We start from the raw sequence: 22,580 nt of genomic DNA, 5'->3' as shown, positions 1-22,580 counted from the left end.
GCTCCGAGGTCGGGCTTGCGCTCCGGGTCGGCCGTGTCGTATCGTCGCACTCGACCGATTGGAAACGTTTCCAGTCGCGACGACCACGGGATGAGCGATGGCGCTCGGAGCGGAGCAGGGCATGGCCGGTCTCCCGACGATCACCGCGGTCGCGCAGGTCGCGGGCGTCTCCGTCGCCACCGCGAGCCGCGCGCTGCACGGCGGTGGGGCCTCCGCCGCCACGGCCGAGCGCGTGCGCCTCGTCGCCGAGCAGCTCGGCTACCGGCCCAACGCGGTGGCACGTGCGCTGCAGGGCGGGACGATCGGCCAGATCGCCATGATCGTGCCGGATGCCGCCAACCCGGTCTACGCCCGCATGACGAGCGCCGTGCAGCACGAGCTCGCCGCCGACGACCGCCACCTGCTCGTCGCCCAGGCGCAGGACCCCGCCGACGTCGCCGCGGCGATCGGCCGCTTCGGCCCGAGCACGATCGACGGCCTGATCGTCGTCCCGCTGCGCCCTGAGCAGCAGGTGCTCGAGGCGCTCGACGCGGCGCGCGTGCCGACCGTCGTGATCGGCTCCCTCCCGCCGACGGCCGTGCACGGCGCCGTGGGCGCCGACTCGCGCGCCGGCGTCCAGCTCGCGATCGACCACCTCGTGGCGCAGGGCGCGCAGCGGATCGCGTTCGTGAACGGCCCCGTCGACACCACCCCGGGGCGCATGCGCCTCGAGGGCTACCGCCTGGCGCTCGACGCCGCGGGGATGGCCTTCGATCCCGTGCTCGTCGTCGCCGCCGACGACTTCACGCACGCGGCCGCGCTGCCCGCCATCGATGCGCTGCTCGAGCGGTCCGCGCGATCGTTCGACGCGATCGTCGCGGCGAACGACCTCATCGCCTTCGCCGCCCTGCGCGTGCTGTCGGACGCCGGCATCGCGGTGCCGGGCGACTGCCTCGTCGTCGGCATGGACGACACCGAGCTCGCGCAGATGGCGATCCCGAGCCTCACGAGCGTCGACCTCGGCGCCGAGGCGCGAGGCACGCTCGCCGCCCAGCAGTTGCTCGCGTCGCTCCGCGGCGACGCCGATGCCACCTCGCACGCCACCGTCGTGCCGCGCCTCGTCGTGCGCGAGTCGTCCACCAGGAGGGACCGCCCATGAGCGCCGTCGATGTCGTCGTCGCCGAGCGGAGGCTGCACCGCAGATCGCGGTTCGGTCCCGAGCGCGGCGCGTGGCTGCTGTTCCTGCCCGCGATGCTGCCGATCCTGGTCTTCAGCGTCTGGCCGCTGCTGCAGGGCATCGCGCTGGGCTTCACGAACGCGACGGCCGCGCGGAACGCGACCGTCGAGTTCACCGGCGTCGAGAACTACGTCGAGCTCGCCGGCTACGAGCTCTTCTGGAACTCGTTCGGGATCGGTCTCATCTGGGCGTTCTCGGTCACGATCATCCAGTTCTTCGCGTCGCTGAGCCTCGCGCTGCTGCTGAACGCGAACCTCTGGGGCCAGGGCATCGCGCGCACGCTCGCGCTCATCCCGTGGGCGATGCCGCCGGTGATCATCGCGATCATGTGGCGCCTCATGCTGCACCCGACCTACGGCGCGGTGAACGGGGGCCTCGGCGCGGTCGGCCTGCCCGACTCCATCAACTGGCTCGGCCAGGCGTCGACGGCGCTCCCCGCCGCGATCGTCGTCGGCGTCTGGGCCGGCATGCCGCAGACCACCATCACGCTGCTCGCCGGCCTGCAGGGCGTGAACGCCGAGCTGCACGAGGCGGCGCAGATCGACGGCGCCGGCACCTGGCAGCGCTTCTTCTCGGTGACGCTGCCGGCGCTGAAGCCGGTGATCATCGCGATCACCACGCTCGACTTCATCAACAACTTCAACTCCTTCGCCCTCGTCTACGTGCTGACGGCGGGGGCGTGGGGCACGATGCTGCCGATGCTCTTCGCCTACAACGAGGCGTTCCGCTACGGCAACTTCGGGCTCGCCAGCGCGATGGGCAACGTCATCGTCATCGTGATCGCGATCTTCCTGTTCTTCTACCTGCGCTCGCAGGCGAGGGGGCGAGAGGCATGAGACGACGCCGCTTCCGCATCGGACGGATGCTCCAGTACGTCGCGATCGTGCTGTTCATGATCTTCCTGGCGTTCCCGCTGCTGTTCCTGTTCACGACGGCCTTCAAGAGCCAGCGCGAGCTGCAGTCGCCCGATCCGCAGCTGCTGCCGGCGCAGTGGAACCTCGACAACTTCACGGCCGCGATCGACCGGGCGAACCTCATCCAGGCGGCGGGCAACAGCCTCATCGTGGCGCTCGTCACGACGCTCATCGTCGTCGCCGTCTCGCTGCCGGCCGCCTACGCGCTCGCGCGCTTCCGCACCCGGCTCCGCAAGCTCGCGACCGGCTGGATCCTGCTGTCGCAGGTCTTCCCGTTCATCCTCATCATCGTCCCGCTCTACCTGATGCTGCAGCCGCTCGGGCTCGGCAACTCGCTCGGCGGGCTCGTGGTCGTCTACGTCGTCTGGTCGCTGCCCTTCGCGCTCTGGATGCTGCAGGGCTACGTCGCGTCCATCCCCGTCGACCTCGAGGAGGCCGGCGCGATGGACGGGGCGCCGAAGTGGCGCGTGCTCGTCTCGATCGTGCTGCCGCTGCTCGCCCCCGGGCTCGTCGCGACCAGCCTGTTCGCCTTCATCGGCTCGTGGAACGAGTTCTTCTTCGCCCTCGTGCTCATCAAGGACGAGGCGCTGCAGACGCTGCCGCAGCGGCTCGCGCTCTTCGTGGGCGCGGAGGGCCAGGTGCAGCTCGGCCAGCTCGCCGCGGCATCGCTGCTCGCCGCCATCCCGAGCCTGCTGTTCTTCGCGCTCATCCAGCGTCGCCTCACGTCGGGCCTGCTCTCGGGCGCCGTCAAGGGCTGACGACCCACCCATCCACCCATCTCCACCCCACCCATCCCGAGGAGACACCATGCACCGCACACCCCGCGCCGCGATGACGCTCGCGGCGGGCGCTCTGCTGCTGACCGGCTGCGCCTTCGGCGGCGGCCAGGCGCCGACCGCCACCGAGACGACCGACCCCACCGAGGAGGTCACGCTCACCTTCCAGTCGCTCGCCTTCCAGGACGCCACGATCGCGGCGACCGAGTCGATCGTCGACTCCTGGAACTCGGAGCACCCCGAGACGCAGATCGACCTCGTCCAGGGCTCCTGGGACAACGTGCACGACCAGCTCGTCACGCAGTTCCAGGGCGGCGACGCGCCCGACATCATCCACAACGAGGCGTCCGACATGGCCGGCTTCGCCCATGACGGCTACCTCGCCGACCTGACGCCGTTCCTCAGCGAGGAGCTGCGGGGCGACGTCTCGGAGGGCGTGTGGTCGACGGTGACCGCGAACGACCAGATCTTCGCCGCGCCGACCATCATGCAGTCGTACGTGGCGTTCGCCAACACGGCGGCGTTCGAGGCGGCCGGCGTCGAGGTGCCGACCGGCGAGTCGCTCGCCTGGGAGGACCTGCGCTCGATCGCGCAGGAGCTCACGGCCGACGGCTCCTTCGGCCTCGGCTGGGGCCTGAAGTCGCCGACCGCGCCGTTCATGAACCTCGCGCTCGGCGAGGAGGGCACCTTCTTCGAGGTCGACCCCGAGGGCGAGGCGACGATCGAGATCGGCGAGGGCGAGCTCGCGATCCCCGAGACGGTGCACGCGATGGCCTACGAGGACCAGTCGCTCGACCCCGTCACGCTCACGCAGACCGGCGCCGACGTGCTGCCGGGCTTCCTCGGCGGGTCGTACGGCATGTACATCGGCGGCTCGTTCCTCGCGCAGCAGATCGCCGACACCGCGCCCGAGGGCTTCGAGTGGACGGTGCTGCCGCCGCTCGCGGGCAGCGCTGGCGCCGCGCAGGGCACCTCGCCGCAGACCCTCTCGGTCTCGGCCGACTCGGAGTACGTAGATCGCGCCGCGGCGTTCATCGACTACTACATGCAGGCCGAGAACCTCGCGGCCGTCGGCGAGGGAGACTGCCTGATCCCGACGACCGGCGCGGCGCGCGACGCGCTCGCGACCGCCACCGAGGGCCAGACCGGCTGGGCCGAGATGCTCGCCTCCGGCGCGGTGCTCGAGGCGGCGCCCTTCCAGCTCGCGGTCAACTACCCGCAGTGGAAGGACCAGTACGCGACGCCCGCGTTCCAGCAGTACCTCTCGAACGCCATCACCCTCGAGCAGCTGTCGACGCAGCTGACCCAGGGCTGGGACTCCATCCAGTAGTCGCATCGCCGCGCAGGGGGCGCACGCCGCCCCCTGCGCGGCACCGACCGCGCACGCCCCGCACCGATCCGGAGACGACATGACCGACGCATCCTTCGCCGACATCGCGACAGCGTCGCTCGCGGGAGCGGCCGTCGCCGACGCCCTCGGCGGCGCGGCCGAGGGCAACACCCCCGAGACGATCCAGCAGCGCTACGGCGGCACGATCGAGGGGATCGTCCCGCCCTTCCTCGACGACTGGCGGCACGCTCGCCCCATCGCGCCGTACCACAAGGGCGACGGCCACGTCACGGACGACACCCTCATGACGAACCTGCTCGTCGACGTCTACGCCGAGGTGCGCCGGCACCTGACGGCGCACGACATCGCCGATCACCTGGTGCCGCGCATGATCGGTCAGGTGCAGTGGATCCCGGAGCTCGAGGCCGAGGCGCTGCCGCTGCAGCGCGTCTTCCTCGCTGAGAAGTGGCTCGTCGCCCGCTTGCACTACGGGCACATCGACCCGCGCGAGGCGGGGGTCGGCAACGTCGTCAACTGCGGCGCCACGATGTACGTCGGCCCGGTCGGGCTCGTGAACGCGGGCGACGCGCGGGGCGCCTACGCCGAGGCGATCGACATCGCGGGCGCCCACCAGTCGAGCTACGGCCGCGAGGCGGCGGGCGTCTTCGCCGCCGCCGTGGCCGCGGCATCCGCCCCCGGCGCCACGCTCGACGGCGTGCTCGACGCGGCGATCAGCCTCGCCCGCGACGGCACCCGGGCGGCGCTCGAGGCGGTCGTCGGCGCCGGGCACCGGCTCGACGGCTGGCGCGACGGCGGCCTCGCGGTGCTGCGGGACGCGGTGCGCCCGTTCGACACCGTCGGGGATGTGTACCGGCAGCCGGCGATGGACGCCCGGCTGCCGAGCCGCACGAAGGCGATCGAGGAGCTGCCGATCGCGCTCGGCCTGCTCGCCGCGTGCGACGGGGACTACCGCGAGGCCGTGCTCGGCGCCGTCAACTACGGACGCGACTCCGACTCCATCGCGGTCATGGCCGGCTCCGTCGCCGGCGCGCTCGGCGGCCTCGGCGGCGTGCCCGCCGAGTGGATCGACGAGGTCGGCGCGGCATCGCGCCTCGACCTGCGCGCGAGCGGCGCGGTGATGGCCGGGGTGGCCTCCGAGGTGTGGCGCGCCGACGACGAGCGCCACCGCGAGCGGCGGAGCGCGGCGCTCGCCCTGGGCCTCGAGGCGTGAACGCGGGCCCGATGCTGCGGCTGAGCTGGACCCAGCCGGAGGACCTCGCCGCGCACGCCCTCGTCGCCGCTCGGCTCGACGGGCTCGACGTCTCGGCCCTCGAAGACCAGCTCGTCGCCGCCGGCGGTTCGCTGACCGCACCGGTGAGCGGCGCCACCCGCGACCGTGCCGACGAGGGGCTGCGCGCGACCGCCGCCCGCGTCACCGAGGCGGCGACCGCGCTGCCGCGCCCCGCCTCGCTGCTGGAGCGGGAGCCCGACGCCTGGGCCTCGATGGCGCTCGAGCCGCCGACGGTGCCGGTCGCCGACGGCCTCGACGACCGCCTGCGTGGCGCGTGGCTCGGCCGCGCGATCGGCTGCCTCGTGGGCAAGCCGGTCGAGAAGATCCCGCGCGACGGCATCCGCGCGATCGCCCAGTCCACCGGCCGCTGGCCGGTGCGCGGCTACTTCACCGAGCAGGGCCTCGACCCGGAGATCGCGGCGCGCTGGCCGTGGAACCGGCGCTCGCGGCCGACGAGCCTCGACGGCGTCATCGACGGCATGCCCGAGGACGACGACCTCAACTTCGCGATCCTCGCGCTCGTGGCGCAGGAGCGCGCCGCAGGCGAGCTCACCACCAGCGCGATCGCGCAGCTCTGGCTCGACCAGCTGCCCGCCGGCCGGGTCTTCACGGCCGAGCGCATCGCCTACCGCAACCTGCTCTCGGGCGACGAGCCCGACGTCGCCGCGGTGCGCGGCAACCCGTTCGTCGACTGGATCGGCGCGCTCATCCGCGCCGACGCCTACGGCTGGGCGCATCCGGGCGATCCGGCCGCGGCGGCCGAGCTCGCCGTCACGGATGCGCGGCTCACGCACCGTCGCGCCGGCGTCCACGGGGCAGCGTTCATGGCCGGTGCCGCAGCGGTGGCCGTCGCCGGAGCAGGCGTGGAGGCAGCGGTCGAGGCAGGGCTCGGCTGCGTGCCGAGCGGCTCGCGGCTCGCCGATGCCGTGCGGCTCGGGCAGTCGCTCGCCGCGAGCGACCGCGACGACGAGGCATGCCTCGACGAGCTGCACCGCGCCTATGGCCACCTCCACTGGGTGCACGTGCTGGGCAACACCGCGCTGCTCGTGCTCGCGGCGCTCCGCGGCCGCGACGACTTCGCGCGCGGCGTCGGGCTCGCGGTCGCGGGCGGCTGGGACACCGACTCCGTCGGTGCGAGCGTCGGCGGGCTGCTCGGCGCCGCCGGCACCGCCGCCATCCCCGCGGACCTGGCCGCGCCCATCCGCGGCGTCTACCGCACGACCCTCGCCGGCTTCGACGGCGTGCGCTTCGACGACCTCGCCGCACGCACGCTCGCGCTCGCGGAGGCCGGCTCGTGACCATCGACCCCGACGAGGCGCCCACCAACGCGTTCGACCCGCTCGTGCCGCGCCCGATCGACCTGCCGACCGCCGTGCCGCTGCCCGCGCTCGGCGACGAGCGGCTGGACGCCGCGGCCTTCGACATCGCCAAGATCCTCGGCGCGCCCGACGACCCCGCGCAGTGGCCAGCCTGGCGCGACGAGCTCGCCGCGCTCGCCGCCGACGCACGGTCGAGGCTCGCGCACGACGCCGCCGCCTACGACGCCGTCGCGTGGGCCGCGCGCTGCCGCGTCGCCGCGCAGATCTGGCTCTGGGACGAGCGGCTGTGGGACTGGCGGGAGCGGCGCTTCACGCCGGATCGGCTGCTCGCCGCCTACGACGAGCTCGGCGGCCTCGACGGGCTCGTGCTCTGGCACGCCTACCCGTGCATCGGCATCGACGAGCGCAACCAGTTCGACTGGTACCGCGACGTGCCGGGGCTCGCCGCGCTCGTCGCGGACCTGCACGCGGCCGGGGTGCGCGTCTTCCTCGACTACAACCCGTGGGACACCGGCACGCGACGCGAGACGGATGCGTCGGGCCGCGAGCGCTCGGACGGCGAGTCGCTGCGGCTCGTCGCCGACGACCTCGGCGCCGACGGCGTCTTCCTCGACACGCTGAAGCAGGCCGATCCCGCGTTCCTCGCGGCGGTGGGCGGCGACCGACCGCTCGCGCTCGAGGGCGAGTCGCGGGCGCCGAACGAGCGCCTGCGCGACCACGTGCTGTCGTGGTCGCAGTGGTTCGCCGACTCGCGCGCGCCGGGCGTGCAGCGCGCGCGGCTCGTGGAGCGCCGGCACATGCTGCACGGCGTGCGGCGCTGGAACCGCTCGCATGCCGAGGAACTGCAGACGGCGTGGATGAACGGCACGGGCGTGCTCGTCTGGGATGCGGTCTTCGGCGTGTGGGTGGGCTGGAGCGCGCGCGATCGCGCGACGCTGCGCGCCATCTCCCGAATGCAGCGCGCGTGCCACGAGCTGCTCGAGCAGGGGGAGTGGGCACCGCTCGCGGGCGCGACGGCGGAGGCGGCGGAGCTCGGCGTCCACGGCACGATCTGGACGCTCGGCGACATCACCCTCGTGACGCTCGTGCATCGCGGCGACGAGCCGGTCACCGGGCGCTTCCTCGCGCCGGTCGAGGGCGCGCTGTGGGACCTGGTACGGGGAGCTGCGACCGACGGCGAGCTGACGATCCCCGCGCACGGCATCGCCGGGGTGCTCGCGGTGCGCGGCGAGGCGCCTACCTGGCTGCCGGGGCTGCTCGAGGCGGCGGTCGCCGATCCTGCGCATGGCGACCCGGCGTGGGCGGATGCCGCGTTCCCCGCCCGGGCGACCGAGCGCATCCGCGTGCCGAGGTCGAGCGCCGCGCCGCCGGAGGATGCCGTGCTCGTGCCGGCCGGCGTGCACGAGCTGCGGGTGCAGTGGCGGCGGCGAGAGACGGGCCTCTACGGCGAGGCGCCGTACGTCGAGGAGTGGAAGCCGCTGCCGCCGCGGCTGCACGACGAGCGCGAGATCGAGGTGCGCGCCGAGCTCGACGCGGTCGCGATCGCGCGCCGGGAGGTGAGCGTGGCCGAGTGGAACGCGGCCGCCCGCGATGCGGGGCTCGAGCCGCGCGAAGGCGCGCCCGACGCGCCCGTGACGCACGTGGACCTCGACGACGCGCGCCGGTTCGCGGCCGCTGTCGGCGCCCGGCTGCCGACGGACCACGAGTGGCAGGTCGCGGGCGCCGAGCTGGAGCGGCGCAGCCCGCGGGTGTGGAACTGGACGGAGAGCGAGATGACCGACGGCATCACGCGGAGGACGATCCTCAAGGGCGGCAGCGAGCGCGCCGTGACCGGCTCGGACTGGTACGCCGACGGCGGCCCGCAGCCGCCGGAGCGCTCGTTGGCATGGCTGCGCACGGGCATCGACCGCTCGAGCGCGATCGGCTTCCGGCTGGCCTGGGACCTCGAGCCCGACGTCGACCACGCAACGGGGGATGCGCGATGACCGGCCCGCTCGAGGGCGTGCGCGTGCTCGACGTCTCGACGCTCTTCGCCGGACCGCTCGCCGCGACCTTCCTGGGCGACTTCGGCGCCGACGTGATCAAGGTCGAGCATCCGCGGCGACCGGACGCGTCGCGAGGGCACGGCCCGGCGAAGGACGGCGTGAACCTGTGGTGGAAGACGCTCGGGCGCGGCAAGCGGACGACGACGCTCGACCTCTCGCAGGCGGAGGGTGCGGCGCTGCTGCTCGAGCTGGCGCGCGGCGCCGACGTGCTGATCGAGAACTTCCGGCCCGGCACCCTCGAGCGGTGGGGACTCGAGCCGGCACAGCTGCACGAGGCGAACCCCGCGCTCGTGATCGCGCGCGTCACCGCCTTCGGGCAGTCCGGTCCGATGGCGCGCCAGCCCGGCTTCGGCTCGATCGCCGAGGCGATGAGCGGGTTCGCTGCGATCACGGGCGAGCCGGACGGGCCGCCGATCCTGCCGCCCTTCGGCCTCGCCGACGGCATCACCGCGCTCGCCACGGCCTACGCCTGCGCGATCGCGCTGCGGCACGCGGAGCGCACGGGCGAGGGGCAGGTGATCGACATGGCGATCATCGAACCCATCCTCATGCTGCTCGGCGGGCAGATCACCGCCTTCGACCAGCTGGGGCTCGTGCAGCCGCGGGTCGGCAACCGCTCGGTCAACAACGCGCCGCGCAACGTCTACCGCACCGCCGACGGCCGCTGGGTGGCGGTGTCGACGTCGTCGCAGTCGGTCGCCGAGCGCGTCATGGCGCTCGTCGGTCGGTCCGACGTGATCGCCGAGCCGTGGTTCGCCTCCGGCCGCACGCGCGTCGAGCACGTCGACGAGCTCGACGCGGCGGTCGGCGGCTGGATCGGCGAGCGCACGCTCGCCGAGGTCGTCGGCGAGTTCGGGCGGGTCGAGGCGGCGATCGGCGTCGTCGACGACATCTCGGGCGTGATGGCGAACCCGCAGTACGCGTCGCTCGGTACGATCCTGCCCATCCATGACGCCGAGCTGGGGGAGATCCGCATGCAGAACGTGCTGTTCCGGATGTCGGCGACGCCCGGCGAGGTGCGCCACACCGGCAGGCGGCACGGCGAGGACACCGACGCGGTGCTCGCCGAGCTCGGCATCACGCCCGAGCAGGCTTGGGCGCTGCGCGAGCGGGGGATCGTGTGACCGTCGCGCTGTACGTGCCGGGGGATCGGCCCGACCGCTTCGGCAAGGCCGTCGAGTCGGGCGCGGATGTCGTCATCCTCGACCTCGAGGACGCGGTGGCGCACGACCGCAAGGCGGTCGCGCGGGAGGCGGTCGACGCGTTCCTGCGGCAGCGCGGCCCGATCGGGCTGCAGGTGCGGATCGGCGGGCTCGACGACCTGGAGATGCTCGCGGCGCACGAGGTGGAGCTGCGGGTGCCGAAGGTGCGCGGAGCGGCCGACCTCGACGCCGTCGTCGACCGGCTCGACCTGGATTCGCGACGGCTGCACGCGATCGTCGAGGACGCGGTCGGCGTCGCGCGGCTCGACGAGATCGCGGCGCACGCCGCCGTCGCCTCCGTGGCGCTGGGGGAGTCCGACCTGCGGAGCGACCTCGGCGCGACGAGCCCGGCGATGATCGAGCACCTGCGCATCCTCCTCGTGCTCGCCGCGAGGGGCGCGGGACTGCCTGCGCCGCTCATGTCGGTGTACCCGGCGATCGCCGATCTCGACGGGCTCGAGGCCGACTGCCGGGCGGGCGCGGCGCTCGGCTTCGGGGGGCGCACGGCGGTGCACCCGAAGCAGATCGAGGTCATCCGCCGGGCGTTCGCGCCGAGCGAGGACGACGTCGCCTGGGCGGAGGGCGTGCTCGAGGCGCTCGCCCAGGGCGGAGGCGTCACGACGCTCACGGACGGCCAGATGGTCGACGAGGCGATGCGGGCGCGCGCGGAGCGCATCCTCGCCCGCCAGAACGGGTGATCGAGCAGATCACCCCACCGCGCGCCGCCGCGGTGAGGCCGCTCGCGCGCTCACGAAGCGCCGATAGCGCCACGACTGGTGCGCGTACATCGCGAGCGGGTACACGGTCAGCAGGGTGGGCGAGACGTAGCTCCATGGATGCTCGTAGCCCGCGCTGACGGTCGCAGCCAGCGTGATCAGCCCGCACGCCCCGATCGCCAGCAGCAGCCACGAGGGTCGGCCCGGTCGCCTCGACCGCGGCTCCGTCGACGGCGCCGAGCGGGAGAGCAGCGACGCGATGGTCATGCACAGACCGAGCACGACGACGCCGACCGCCCACGCGCGCGGCTGCTGCTCCAGCCTGGCGGTCGTGGTGGGCTCGGTGAGGGGGAGCAGCGCCAGCCCCAGCACCGTCACGACGACGCCGAGGGCGACGAACCGCATGGCGCGTCGTCGATGGCGAACGAGCCGCTCGGCCTGCGCGCGCTCGTCGGGCGCGTGCCGGCCGCTCATCGTTCGAGGCGCGGCCAGCGCCTGCCCGGGGCTCGCATAGCGCTCCGTGGCGGAATGTCATCCGGAGCGACGGTCCGACTCCCGGACCTCCGCCTCTGCACCGAGGTCATCGCACCCTCCCGTCACGGTTTCCAAACAGTGTTCGCGATGATGCTGAGAGTTCGTCGGTGCCTCCACCGCTGGTCGAGTAGGACGGCGGAGCCGCCCGTATCGAGACCGGTGCAAGGTGACGGTTCGATTCGTCTCGATACGCGGCCTTCGGCTGCTACTCGACCGGCGGGGAGAGGTCGTCTCGATACGCGGCCTTCGGCTGCTACTCGACGAGCGGGGAGGGGCTGCTGCTCGACGGGGGCGCGAGGTCGGCCGCCCCTCGGCGGGCGGCGAGGGGTCGTCTCGATACGCGGCCTTCGGCTGCTACTCGACGAGCGGGGAGGGGCGGCTACTCGACGGGAGCGCGAGGTCGTCTCGATACGCGGCCTTCGGCGACGAGCGGGGATGGGCGGCTGCTACTCGGCGGGGGCGAGGGGGGTCAGGGTGATCGCGTTCGCCCACGGGTCGTCGAAGCGGATGCTGCGGCCGTCGTCCGCGACGGCCACACCGCGTGCCGCCAGTCGCTGGCGGGCGGCGCCCAGCGCATCCGCATCGGGCACGGTGATCTCGACGCGGCCGAGCCCGAGCGTGTCGGCACGACGGCCGGCACCCCGCGAGTTCCACACGTTCATCGCCATGTGGTGGTGGTAGCCGCCCGCGCTCACGAACAGCGCGGTGCCCCCGAGCGACGCGGTCTCGGCGAACCCGAGCGCGTCGACGTAGAAGGCCCGAGCGGTCGGCACGTCGCCGACCTGCAGGTGCACGTGCCCGACCTTCGCGTCGGCCGGCGCGATCTGCGAGGTGCCGAACGCGCCGCGGTCGAGGTGCTCGTCGACGAAGCGGTTCGGGTCGATGAACTCCGTCGTCATGTGCACGTGCCCGTTGGCCCACTCCCACTGGTCGCGTGGCCGGTCGGCGTAGAGCTCGACGCCGTTGCCGTCGGGATCGGCGAAGTAGAACGCCTCTGAGACGTGGTGGTCGCCGGTGCCGGCGAACTGGATGCCCGGGATCTGCGACATCCGCACGACCGCAGCAGCGAGGGCCGCCTGGGTCGGGTAGAGGATCGCCGTGTGGAAGAGCCCCGCGTCGGACGGGTTCGGTCCGCGCAGGTCGGGCGCCTCCTCGAGCACGAGGATCGTGCGGCCGTCGACGCCCAGCTCGACAGCGCCCGGCCGCTCGGCGATGTGCTGCAGGCCGACACCGGTGGTGTACCAGTGCACGAGCCGCGCGAGCTTCGCGGTCTTCAGCATCACGGGGCCCATCGCGGTGGCGTCGGGCAGCAGGTCGATCGTGGTCATGGTTCCTCCACAGGAGGCAACGCCCGCGGCGGGCGGGCATTCCGGGCGGGCGCCCGGACCGCCCGGCTAGGCTCCACGGTCGTGAGCGACAGCGTGTGGTCCCTGCGTGCCGACGAGCTGCTGCGGCGCACCGCGTCGTCGGAGCCGACGCCCGGCAACGGCTCGATCGCGGCGGTCGCGGGTGCGTTCGGCATCGCGCTCGTGCTCATGGCGCTCACGATCACCGAGGATGCGCCCGCGAGCTTGCGCGAGCGGGGCGAGGCGATCCTCGAGCGCGTCACGCCGGCCGCCGACGCGGACGTCGCCGCGTTCGGCGCCGTCATCGACGCGAGCGGCGGGGGCGGGGACGACGCGGCGCTCGAGTCGGCGACGGTCGCGGCGACCGAGCGGCCGCTCGAGCTGCTGGCGGCGCTCGTCGACGCGCTCGCGCTCGCCGCGGAGGCCGAGCCGGTCGTCAAGCACGCGCTCGTCAGCGACGTGCTGTCGGGCGGCGACCTCATCGCCGGCGCCGCCCGTGCCGCGATCCGTGCGGCCGACCTCAACCTCGCGACGCTCGAGCGCGACGGGTCCGACGCGTCCGCCGCCCTGCGGGAGCGGCGCGAGACGCTCGTCTCGGCGCTCGACGACGCGCTCGGCGCGCGCGCCTGACGTCGCCGGCGTCGGCGTCGGCGTCTGCGTCAGCGGCGGCCGAGGTCGCGCTCCAGCACCGGCGCGAGCCGGAAGGGGATGAGCTCGCCCATCGACAGCCACGTCTCGGTGCGCACGACGCCGTCGCACGCGAGCACGAGCTTGTTCACCCGGTAGAGGTCCTCGGCGTCGCGGCACACGGCGCGCACGAGCACGTCCGCCTGCCCGGAGAGCCCGAACGCCTGCACGACCTCCGGGATCTCGCGCAGCTGCTCGACCACCGCGTCGATGCGCGGCTGGTCGACGTGCGTCGCCATGAAGACGGTGAGCGGGTAGCCGAGCGCCGCCGCGTGGAAGCGGCGGTCGAAGCCCTGCAGCGCATCCGACGCCTCGAGCGCGGCGACGCGCGACTGCACGGTGTTGCGCGCGAGGCCGAGCTGCTCGGCGATCGCGGCGTTCGTGATCCGGGGATGCCGCGTCAGCTCGAGCAGGATCCTGCGGTCGGTGTCATCGACAATGCGCATGGTGCGCAATCTAGCGCAGCCTGTGGTGCACCGGAATGGGCGAGAAGCGCAGGGCGTGTGTCGCTGATTGCGCGAAGTGCGCCCCCGAGGTAGCGTCGAGCCACGCTCACCGGATGCACCCGTCCGGCGCAGCCGACAGGCGCTCAAGAGGCGCTTCGAACGAGGAGGTTCGACCGTGTCGATCACCGTGCCAGCACCTGACCCCGCGCTCGCCGTCGGCCTCGACTGTCCGCTGCGCGTGCTCGACCTCGACGGCTCCCGCTTGCCGGATGCGCTGCTCGACCCGCACCTGACCGACATCGACGAGTCGGCCCTCACGAACCTCTACGTCGACATGGTGCGCGTGCGCCGGCTCGACACCGAGGCGTTCGCCCTCACCCGCCAGGGTCACCTCGTGCTCTGGCCGCCGCTGCTCGGCCAGGAGGCGGCGCAGGTCGGCCCGGCCCGCGCGCTGCGCACCGAGGACTGGGTCTTCGGCTCCTACCGCGAGCACGCGTTCGCACTGCTCAAGGGCGTCGACCTCGCCGAGTTCGCCAACGTCTGGAAGGCCTATGCGCACGGCGGCTGGGACCCGCAGGAGATCCGCATGGCGCCGGCGCAGATCATCATCGGCGCGCAGAGCCTCCACGCGACCGGCTTCGCCATGGCCTCGAAGCTCGACCGCTCCGACGACGTCGCGCTCGCCTGCTTCGGCGACGGCGCGACGAGCGAGGGCGACGTCAACGAGGCGCTCGTGTGGGCATCCGCCTTCCAGGCGCCCGTCGTCTTCCTCTGCCAGAACAACCAGTACGCGATCTCCGAGCCCGTGCGCGTGCAGTCGGGCACGCCGCTCGCCCTGCGCCCGACCGGCTTCGGCATCCCGTCGATGCGCGTCGACGGCAACGACGTGCTCGCGATGCACGCGGCCGCGCGCATCGCCTTCGAGCGCGCCCGCTCTGGCGGCGGCCCGACCTTCATCGAGGCCGTCACCTACCGCCGCGGCCCGCACACCACGACCGACGACCCCAAGCGCTACCGCGACGAGGCCGAGCTCGAGGAGTGGACCGCGAAGGACCCGATCGACCGCGTCGAGCGCGCGCTCGAGCGGATGGGCGCCAACATGGAGGCCGTCCGGGCCGAGGCGAAGATCCGCGCCGACGAGCTCGCCAAGGAGCTCCGCGCCGCCGCCGAGCACGCCGTCGCGCCGCACGCCGACGCGATGTTCGAGCACGTCTACGACCAGCCGACGAAGCGCATCCAGCGCCAGCAGGCCGAGCGCCGCGCGTTCGCCGCATCCATCGAGGGGAACCGATGACCACCGAGACGCTCACGCTCGCGAAGGCCGTCAACGCGGCGCTCGCCGACTCGCTCGAGGGCGACGACCGCGTGCTGCTCATGGGCGAGGACATCGGCAAGCTCGGCGGCGTCTTCCGCGTCACCGACGGCCTGCAGGCGCGCTTCGGCGAGGACCGCGTGATCGACGCGCCGCTCGCCGAGTCGGCGATCATCGGCACCGCGATCGGCATGGGCTACCGCGGCTTCCGCGTCGTCGCCGAGATCCAGTTCGACGGCTTCATCTACCCCGCCTTCGACCAGATCGTCGCCCAGGTGGCGAAGCTGCACTTCCGCTCGAAGGGCCGCGTGAAGGTGCCGCTCACGATCCGCGTGCCGTTCGGCGGCGCGATCGGCTCGGTCGAGCACCACTCCGAGTCGCCCGAGGCGTACTTCGCGCACACCGCGGGCCTCCGCGTGGTGACCGCGTCGACGCCGCAGGAGGCGTACTCCACGCTGCGCGCCGCGATCGCGAGCGATGACCCGGTGCTCTTCTTCGAGCCGAAGGGCAAGTACTACACGAAGGGCGAGGTCGACCGCTCGATCGTCCGCGACCTCGACACCGCCAACATCGTCGCCGCCGGCCGCGACGTGACGGTCGCCGCCTACGGCCCGACGGTCGAGACCGCGCTCCGCGCCGCGATCGCCGCCGCCGACGAGGGCATCGAGATCGAGGTCATCGATCTGCGCTCGATCTCGCCGCTCGACGTCGACACCGTCGTCGAGTCGGTGCGCCGCACCGGCCGGCTCGTCGTCGCGCACGAGGCGCCCGGCGAGGTCTCCGTCTCGAGCGAGCTCATCACCTCCGTCGTCGAGCGCGCCTTCTCGAGCCTCGAGGCGGCGCCCGAGCGCGTCACCGGCTACGACACGCCCTACCCGCCGTCGGCGATCGAGCACGACTACCTGCCGAGCCTCGACCGCATCCTCGACGCCGTCGACCGCACGCTCGGCCGCCGCAGTTCGCGCGACGAGCTCGACTCGGCATCCGCACTCGTCACGGCAGGAGCCGCCCGATGAAGACGTTCCTGCTGCCCGACCTCGGTGAGGGCCTCACCGAGAGCGAGGTCGTCTCCTGGCGCGTCGCCGAGGGCGACTCCGTCGAGCTCAACCAGCCGCTCGCCGACATCGAGACGGCCAAGGCCGTCGTCGAGCTGCCGAGCCCCTACGAGGGCGTCATCACCAAGCTGCACGCCGCCGAGGGCGAGACGGTCGCCGTCGGCGCGCCGCTCATCGAGTTCGACGTCGACGGTGCGGGCGGTGCACCGGCAGCGGATGCGCCGGTGGTCGATGAAGACGTCCCGTCGCCCGAGGCCGGTCCGGTCGCAACCCCCGACGAGACGATTGAGGAGACGCCCGCGGCGATCGAGCCGGAGGCGAAGCCTGAAAAGGTGTCGGTGCTCGTCGGCTCCATCACGGTGCACGGCGGCAAGCCCGTGCGCGCGAAGCGCACCTGGGACGTCGAGCCCTTCTCGCGCACCGAGCGCCCCGCCGAGCGGCGCGCGAACCGCGCCATGCCGCCGGTGCGGAAGCTCGCGAAGGAGCGCGGCATCGACCTGCAGTCGGTGCGGCCGTCGGGCACCGACGGTCTCGTCACGCGCGCCGACCTCGAGTCGCACGGCAGCGCATCCGCAGCACCGGCAGCAGCCGCCGCGCCTGCATCGACGCGGGAGAAGGTGACGGGGCTCCGCAAGCACACCGCGGCCGCGATGTCGCAGTCGGCGCTCACGGTGCCGCACGCGGCGACCTTCCACCAGGTCGACGTCACCGAGACGCTCGCGCTCGCCCGCTCGGGCGACGCGTCGTTCCTCGCGCTCGCGTGCCGCGCGATCCTGCTCGCCGCGAAGCGCTGGCCCGACGTCACGTCGTCGTTCCACGCCGACACGAACGAGCTCGAGCGCTTCGCGCACGTCAACCTCGGCATCGCCGTCTCGACCGACCGCGGGCTCGTGGTCGCGTCGATCGACGAGGCGGAGGCGATGGACGCCCTCACGCTCACCGCTGCGATCAAGGATCGCGCCACGCGCGCCCGCGACAACGCGCTGTCGATGGCCGAGCTGACGTCGTCGAACATCACGGTCTCGAACGTCGGCGTCTTCGGCGTCGACGGCGGCATCCCGATCCTCAACCCGGGGGAGTCGGTCATCCTCGCGCTCGGCGCGGTGCGGAAGATGCCGTGGGCCCACGACGGCGAGATCGTGCTGCGCGACGTCTGCACGGTCACCGTCTCGTTCGACCACCGAGTGCTCGACGGGCGCGAGGCGGCCGGCTTCCTCGCCGATGTCGCCGCGGTGCTCGAGCGTCCCAGCCTCGCACTGGCACGGTAGGGGCATGCACCGGCTCCCCACCCACGTCGATCCCGGCGGCGACGCCGCCCGCACGAATCGCGCCGCGATGGAGGCGCTCGTCGCCGAGCTGCGCGAGCGGCTCGACCGCGTAGCGCTCGGCGGACCCGAGGCGTCGCGCGAGCGGCACGTCGCGCGCGGCAAGCTGCTCGCGCGCGACCGCATCGACGCGCTGCTCGACCCGGGCAGCCCGTTCCTCGAGGTGGCGCCGCTCGCGGCGTGGGGCGTCTACGGCAAGGACGTCGACGGCACCGGCGGCCAGGACGCGCCGTCGGCGGGCGTGGTCGCCGGCATCGGGCTCGTGCACGGCCGGCATGTGATGGTGATCGCGAACGACGCGACCGTGAAGGGCGGCACCTACTTCCCGCTCACGGTGAAGAAGCACCTGCGCGCGCAGCAGATCGCGCGCGAGAACCGGCTGCCGTGCATCGCGCTCGTCGACTCGGGCGGCGCGTTCCTGCCGATGCAGGACGAGGTCTTCCCCGACCGCGAGCACTTCGGCCGCATCTTCTTCAACCAGGCGCAGATGTCGGCGCTCGGCATCCCGCAGCTCGCGGCCGTGATGGGCTCGTCGACCGCGGGCGGCGCGTACGTGCCGGCGATGAGCGACGAGACGGTGATCGTGCGCGACCAGGGCACGATCTTCCTCGGCGGTCCGCCGCTCGTGAAGGCGGCGACCGGCGAGGTGATCGACGCCGAGTCGCTCGGCGGCGGCGTGCTGCACGCCGAGGTCTCCGGCGTCGTCGACCACCTCGCCGACGACGACGAGCACGCGCTCGAGATCGTGCGCGACATGGTGGAGGCGCTGCCGGATGCCGACCGCGCCCGTCCGCAGGGCACGGTGCCCCAGCGCTCGGACTCGGCCGGATGGTTCGCCTACGCGCCGCTGAGCGGTTCGGCGTTCGGCGACGGCAGCGACGAGCCCGCCATCGACGCGTCGACGCTCTACGACGCCATCCCGCCCGACCTGCAGACGCCCTACGACGCGCGCGAGATCATCGCGCGCATCGTCGACCGCTCCGAGTTCCACGAGTTCAAGGCCGGCTACGGCGAGACGCTCGTCACCGGCTTCGCCGAGCTGCACGGGCACACCGTCGGCATCATCGCCAACAACGGCGTGCTCTTCTCGGAGTCGGCGATGAAGGGCGCGCACTTCATCGAGCTGTGCGACCAGCGCGGCGTGCCGCTCGTCTTCCTGCAGAACATCACCGGCTTCATGGTCGGCTCGGAGGCCGAGCGCGGCGGCATCGCCAAGCACGGCGCCAAGATGGTCACCGCGGTGGCGACCACGCGCGTGCCGAAGCTCACGGTCGTCGTCGGCGGCTCGTTCGGCGCCGGCACCTACTCGATGTGCGGCCGCGCCTACGACCCCCGCTTCCTGTGGCTGTGGCCGAACGCGCGCGTGAGCGTCATGGGCGGGCCGCAGGCCGCATCCGTGCTCTCCACCGTCAAGCGCGAGCAGATCGAGGGCGCGGGCGACGAGTGGTCAGCCGAGGCGCAGGCCGACTTCGAGCGCCCGGTGCGCGAGCAGTACGAGACGCAGGGCAACCCCTACTACGCCTCCGCCCGGCTCTGGGACGACGGCGTCATCGACCCCGCAGACACGCGCCGGATCCTCGGGATGGCGCTCGACGTCGTCACCGCGGTGCCGCTGCCCGAGCCGCGCTTCGGCGTCTTCAGGATGTGAGCGCCATGGCATCGCAGATGTTCGACACCGTCCTCGTCGCCAACCGCGGCGAGATCGCCATCCGCGTCGCGCAGACGCTCCGCACGCTGGGGATCCGCTCGGTCGCCGTGCGCGCCGAGGACGACCCGTCGCCCCACGCGGACCACTTCGACGAGGTGGTCTCGCTCGGCACCGGGCCCCTCCGCGACACCTACCTGTCGGCGTCCAAGATCATCGAGGCCGCCCGCAGCGCCGGCGCGCAGGCGATCCACCCCGGGTACGGCTTCCTCTCCGAGAACGCGGCGTTCGCGCAGGCGTGCGCGGATGCCGGCGTCGTCTTCATCGGACCGCCCGCCTCGGCGATCGAGACGATGGGCGACAAGATCTCGGCGCGGCACGCGGTCGAGTCGCGCGGCGTCGCGACCGTGCCGGGCATCGCCGAGCCCGGCCTCGACGACGCGGCGCTCATCGCCGGCGCCGAGCGCGTCGGCTTCCCCGTGCTCATCAAGCCGGCGGCCGGCGGCGGCGGCAAGGGCATGTACCGCGTCGACGAGGCCGCCGGCCTGCCGTCGGCGCTCGCCGCCGCCCGGCGCGAGGCCGCGTCGTCGTTCGGCGACGACACGCTCTTCATCGAGCGCTTCGTGACGAACCCGCGCCACATCGAGGTGCAGGTGCTCGCCGACGCGCACGGCACCGTCATCCACCTGGGTGAGCGCGAGTGCTCGCTCCAGCGCCGCCACCAGAAGGTCATCGAGGAGGCGCCGAGTCCGCTCCTCACCGAGGCGCAGCGCGCGTCCATCGGCGCGGCCGCCGTCGAGACCGCCCGCTCCGTCGGCTACGTCGGCGCCGGCACGGTCGAGTTCATCGTCGCCGCCGACCGGCCGGACGAGCCGTTCTTCATGGAGATGAACACGCGCCTGCAGGTCGAGCACCCGGTGACCGAGATGGTCACCGGCGTCGACCTCGTCGAGCAGCAGCTGCGCGTCGCGGCGGGGGAGCCGCTCGCGATCGCGCAGGACGACGTGACGCTCTCGGGGCATGCGATCGAGGCGCGCATCTACGCCGAGGACCCGGCGGCAGGCTTCCTGCCGACGGGCGGCGCAGTGCTCGAAGTGCAATGGCCGTGGGACGAGCCCGCCACCGACGGCATGGGCGGCGCCACCGTGCGCGTCGACGCGGGCGTCGCCCCGGGCACGGTCGTCGGCTCGAGCTACGATCCGATGATCGCGAAAGTGATCGCGCACGCCGACACTCGGACAGAGGCGATCGAGGGGCTCCGCAACGCGCTGCGGCGGATGCACCTGTTCGGCGTCGTCACCAACCGCGGCTTCCTGCGAGCGCTGTTGCACGAGCCGAGCGTGCATGCTGGTGACCTCGATACGGGCTTCATCGACCGCGAGGGTGAGCGGATCGCGCGAGCCAACCTCCCGGACGGCGAGGTGTTCGCGGTCGCCGCCGCCACACGAGCGCTGCGCGCGCCCGGCGCGGTGGGCCCGTGGGCGAGCGACGGCTGGCGCATCGGTGGAGCGGTCGGGCGCGTGGCCAAGTTCGCGGACGGCGACGGCATCGCCACCGTTCGGGTGCGCCGCATCGGCGAGCCGCGCGAGCACCGCGCTGCCGCATTCGGCGCGAGCGAGGTGCGCGACGTCGACATCGAGGTGCGCCGTGCCGACGGCGCGCGTGAGCGCTACCAGGGCCTCCAGCTTGAGCGCCCGACACTCGAGACACCCGAAGGCACTTGGGTGTGGACGCGGGACGGCGACTGGCTCGTCGAGGCGCCCCCGCGCATCCGCCGCGGCCGCGGTCCCGCGCAGCCGACCCTCGCATCCCCGATGCCGGGCACCGTCGTGGCCGCGCATGCCGCCGACGGCGACACCGTCGCGGAGGGGCAGGCGATCGTGAGCGTCGAGGCCATGAAGATGGAGCACGTGCTGCGCGCACCCGTCGCCGGCACCGTGCGCCTGCACGCCGCCGTCGGCGAGCAGGTGACGCGCGGGCAGGAGCTCGCGACCGTGACCCCCGAGGAGGCAGCGGCATGACCGACGAGACGACCGCGGCGGCGCCCGCGGGCGAGCCCGCAGCGCGGCGCATCACGCAGCGGGGGCTCTGGTTCGACGAGCTCGAGGAGGGCGTGGTCTACGAGCACCGTCCCGGCCGCACGATGACCGAGACCGACAACGTGCTCTTCACGACGCTGACGATGAACACGCAGCCGCTGCACCTCGACCGCGCGTACAGCGCGACGACCGAGTTCGGCGAGCCGCTCGTCAACTCGATGCACACGCTCGCGACCATGGTGGGCCTGTCGGTGGGGCAGCTCACGCAGGGCACCATCGTCGCCAATCTCGGGTTCAGCGAGGTGACGTTCCCGGCGCCGGTGCGCCACGGCGACACGATCTACTGCGAGACGCGGGTGCTCGAGAAGCGCGCGTCCAGGTCGCGGCCGGGGCAGGGCATCGCCACCTTCGAGCACCGCGCGCGCAACCAGCACGGGGAGGTCGTCGCGAAGGCCGTGCGGCAGGTGCTCATGCAGGCTGACCCGGAGGCGGCGTCGTGAGCATGCTCTCCCCGAAGCAGCTGGGCATGGGCCCGGCGCTGCTGTTCTGCCCCGGCGACCGGCCCGACCGCTTCCAGAAGGCGGCCGATCGCGCCGACGCGGTGATCCTCGACCTCGAGGATGCGGTCGGCGGCGACGCGAAGGCCGCCGCCCGTGAGGCGATCGTCGCTGCCCGGCTCGACGTCGACCGCACCATCGTCAGGGTGAGCGCCGCCACCGCCCACGGCTTCGACGACGACCTGACCGCCGTCGCCGACTCGCCGTTCCGCACCGTGATGCTCGCCAAGGCCGAGTCGGCCGAGGAGGTCGACCGGGTCGTCGCGGCGCTGCCCGGCGTGCGCGTGGTCGCGCTGTGCGAGACGGCGCGCGGCGTGCTCGCCGCCGAAGGGCTCGCCGCCCACCCCTCGGTGGTCGGCATGATGTGGGGGGCGGAGGACCTCGTCGCCTCGCTCGGCGGCACGTCGAGCCGCGACGACGCCGGCGCCTACCGCGACGTCGCCGCGCACGCGCGCAGCCGCATCCTGCTCGCCGCGGGGGCCTTCGGCGCCACCGCGATCGACGCCATCCGCACCGACATCGCCGACCTCGACGGCGCGCACGCCGAGGCGGTGGATGCCGCGGCATCCGGCTTCGGCGCGAAGGCCGCCATCCACCCGAACCACGTCGAGCCCTACCGCCGCGCCTTCGCGCCGACGGCCGAGCAGCTCGACGAGGCGCAGCGCATCCTCGCTGCCGCCGAGACCACGCCAGGCGTCTTCTCCTTCGAGGGACGCATGGTCGACGAACCGATCCTCCGACACGCCAGAAGCGTCGTCGCCCGGGGATCGGCTGCAGCCACCACCACGAATGGGAGCACGCCATGACCACCACGGCACTGAACCG

At 73.3% G+C, this 22,580-nt stretch carries 20 protein-coding genes; 17 read left to right on the top strand and 3 right to left on the bottom strand.

Translation table 11 applies throughout. The features are described 5' to 3' along the window. Nucleotides 1–121: 121 nt before the first annotated feature. The 9 genes from ABIB37_RS13420 to ABIB37_RS13380 all read left to right on the top strand — a co-directional run bounded on the left by ABIB37_RS13420 (nt 122) and on the right by ABIB37_RS13380 (nt 10,791). A complete protein-coding gene (locus ABIB37_RS13420; protein ID WP_354261177.1) occupies nt 122–1,138 on the top strand; it encodes a LacI family DNA-binding transcriptional regulator in 1,017 nt (338 codons plus the stop codon). Continuing rightward, entirely contained in the window at nt 1,135–2,052 is a 918-nt protein-coding gene (locus ABIB37_RS13415; RefSeq protein WP_354261175.1) for a carbohydrate ABC transporter permease, read from the top strand. Before ABIB37_RS13420 ends, ABIB37_RS13415 begins: the two co-directional genes overlap by 4 nt. Further along, entirely contained in the window at nt 2,049–2,888 is an 840-nt protein-coding gene (locus tag ABIB37_RS13410; protein WP_354261173.1) for a carbohydrate ABC transporter permease, read from the top strand. Before ABIB37_RS13415 ends, ABIB37_RS13410 begins: the two co-directional genes overlap by 4 nt. A gap of 49 nt (nt 2,889–2,937) precedes the next feature. Further along, the gene (locus ABIB37_RS13405) at nt 2,938–4,236 is read left to right on the top strand and encodes an ABC transporter substrate-binding protein (RefSeq protein ID WP_354261171.1); all 1,299 of its coding nucleotides are present in this window, start codon (nt 2,938–2,940) and stop codon (nt 4,234–4,236) included. A gap of 79 nt (nt 4,237–4,315) precedes the next feature. Continuing rightward, entirely contained in the window at nt 4,316–5,467 is a 1,152-nt protein-coding gene (locus ABIB37_RS13400; protein ID WP_354261169.1) for an ADP-ribosylglycohydrolase family protein, read from the top strand. An 11-nt stretch (nt 5,468–5,478) separates the two neighbouring features. Beyond that, nucleotides 5,479–6,825 (top strand): ADP-ribosylglycohydrolase family protein, encoded by a 1,347-nt coding sequence (locus tag ABIB37_RS13395; RefSeq protein WP_354261167.1) that lies wholly within the window; start codon nt 5,479–5,481, stop codon nt 6,823–6,825. Continuing rightward, on the top strand, nt 6,822–8,831 hold the full coding sequence (locus tag ABIB37_RS13390; protein WP_354261165.1) for an SUMF1/EgtB/PvdO family nonheme iron enzyme: 2,010 nt from the start codon (nt 6,822–6,824) through the stop codon (nt 8,829–8,831). The genes ABIB37_RS13395 and ABIB37_RS13390 overlap by 4 nt, the downstream gene beginning before the upstream one ends. Continuing rightward, nucleotides 8,828–10,015, top strand: a complete 1,188-nt coding sequence (locus ABIB37_RS13385; protein WP_354261163.1) for a CaiB/BaiF CoA transferase family protein — start codon at nt 8,828–8,830, stop codon at nt 10,013–10,015. The genes ABIB37_RS13390 and ABIB37_RS13385 overlap by 4 nt, the downstream gene beginning before the upstream one ends. Further along, nucleotides 10,012–10,791, top strand: coding sequence for an HpcH/HpaI aldolase/citrate lyase family protein (locus tag ABIB37_RS13380; RefSeq protein WP_354261161.1), 780 nt, complete (start codon nt 10,012–10,014; stop codon nt 10,789–10,791). Before ABIB37_RS13385 ends, ABIB37_RS13380 begins: the two co-directional genes overlap by 4 nt. Nucleotides 10,792–10,800: 9 nt before the next feature. Here the strand turns inward: ABIB37_RS13380 and ABIB37_RS13375 are convergent, their stop codons facing one another. Together ABIB37_RS13375 and ABIB37_RS13370 are read right to left on the bottom strand one after the other, a co-directional pair. After that, the gene (locus tag ABIB37_RS13375) at nt 10,801–11,214 is read right to left on the bottom strand and encodes a hypothetical protein (RefSeq protein WP_354261159.1); all 414 of its coding nucleotides are present in this window, start codon (nt 11,212–11,214) and stop codon (nt 10,801–10,803) included. A gap of 575 nt (nt 11,215–11,789) precedes the next feature. Further along, a complete protein-coding gene (locus ABIB37_RS13370; protein ID WP_354261157.1) occupies nt 11,790–12,671 on the bottom strand; it encodes a VOC family protein in 882 nt (293 codons plus the stop codon). Nucleotides 12,672–12,752: 81 nt separating this feature from the next. On the opposite strand from ABIB37_RS13370, the gene ABIB37_RS13365 reads away from it, so the two are divergent. Beyond that, nucleotides 12,753–13,319, top strand: a complete 567-nt coding sequence (locus ABIB37_RS13365) for a cyclodeaminase/cyclohydrolase family protein (RefSeq protein WP_354261155.1) — start codon at nt 12,753–12,755, stop codon at nt 13,317–13,319. Nucleotides 13,320–13,348: 29 nt separating this feature from the next. Here ABIB37_RS13365 and ABIB37_RS13360 read toward each other — a convergent pair whose 3' ends face one another. Beyond that, the gene (locus ABIB37_RS13360) at nt 13,349–13,822 is read right to left on the bottom strand and encodes an Lrp/AsnC family transcriptional regulator (protein WP_123697718.1); all 474 of its coding nucleotides are present in this window, start codon (nt 13,820–13,822) and stop codon (nt 13,349–13,351) included. A 175-nt stretch (nt 13,823–13,997) separates the two neighbouring features. Here ABIB37_RS13360 and pdhA point away from each other — a divergent pair, with 175 nt between their 5' ends. From pdhA to ABIB37_RS13325, 7 genes are read left to right on the top strand one after another with little or no spacing between them, the layout of a single operon-like run. Continuing rightward, the gene (pdhA, locus tag ABIB37_RS13355) at nt 13,998–15,116 is read left to right on the top strand and encodes a pyruvate dehydrogenase (acetyl-transferring) E1 component subunit alpha (RefSeq protein WP_123697719.1); all 1,119 of its coding nucleotides are present in this window, start codon (nt 13,998–14,000) and stop codon (nt 15,114–15,116) included. Next, nucleotides 15,113–16,150 carry an alpha-ketoacid dehydrogenase subunit beta gene (locus tag ABIB37_RS13350; protein ID WP_354261152.1) on the top strand — a complete coding sequence of 346 codons (1,038 nt, stop codon included), beginning with the start codon at nt 15,113–15,115 and terminating at the stop codon, nt 16,148–16,150. Before pdhA ends, ABIB37_RS13350 begins: the two co-directional genes overlap by 4 nt. Next, complete coding sequence (locus ABIB37_RS13345) at nt 16,147–17,457, top strand: dihydrolipoamide acetyltransferase family protein (RefSeq protein WP_354261150.1); 1,311 nt, start codon at nt 16,147–16,149, stop codon at nt 17,455–17,457. Before ABIB37_RS13350 ends, ABIB37_RS13345 begins: the two co-directional genes overlap by 4 nt. Before the next feature lie 4 nt (nt 17,458–17,461). Continuing rightward, complete coding sequence (locus ABIB37_RS13340; protein ID WP_502914055.1) at nt 17,462–19,162, top strand: carboxyl transferase domain-containing protein; 1,701 nt, start codon at nt 17,462–17,464, stop codon at nt 19,160–19,162. Nucleotides 19,163–19,167: 5 nt separating this feature from the next. Next, nucleotides 19,168–21,180: an acetyl/propionyl/methylcrotonyl-CoA carboxylase subunit alpha gene (locus ABIB37_RS13335; RefSeq protein ID WP_354261148.1), complete on the top strand. Its 2,013-nt coding sequence runs from the start codon at nt 19,168–19,170 to the stop codon at nt 21,178–21,180. Then, nucleotides 21,177–21,698 carry a MaoC family dehydratase gene (locus tag ABIB37_RS13330; protein ID WP_354261146.1) on the top strand — a complete coding sequence of 174 codons (522 nt, stop codon included), beginning with the start codon at nt 21,177–21,179 and terminating at the stop codon, nt 21,696–21,698. Before ABIB37_RS13335 ends, ABIB37_RS13330 begins: the two co-directional genes overlap by 4 nt. 2 nt (nt 21,699–21,700) lie before the next feature. After that, nucleotides 21,701–22,561 carry an HpcH/HpaI aldolase/citrate lyase family protein gene (locus ABIB37_RS13325; protein WP_354261628.1) on the top strand — a complete coding sequence of 287 codons (861 nt, stop codon included), beginning with the start codon at nt 21,701–21,703 and terminating at the stop codon, nt 22,559–22,561. The last annotated feature ends 19 nt before the right edge of the window (nt 22,562–22,580 follow it).

The organism is Agrococcus sp. UYP10 (genome assembly GCF_040547205.1).
Taxonomy (GTDB): Bacteria; Actinomycetota; Actinomycetes; order Actinomycetales; family Microbacteriaceae; genus Agrococcus; species Agrococcus jenensis.
Note: the sequence above shows the minus strand (reverse complement) of the source record. Positions and strands in the feature narration are given on the sequence as shown.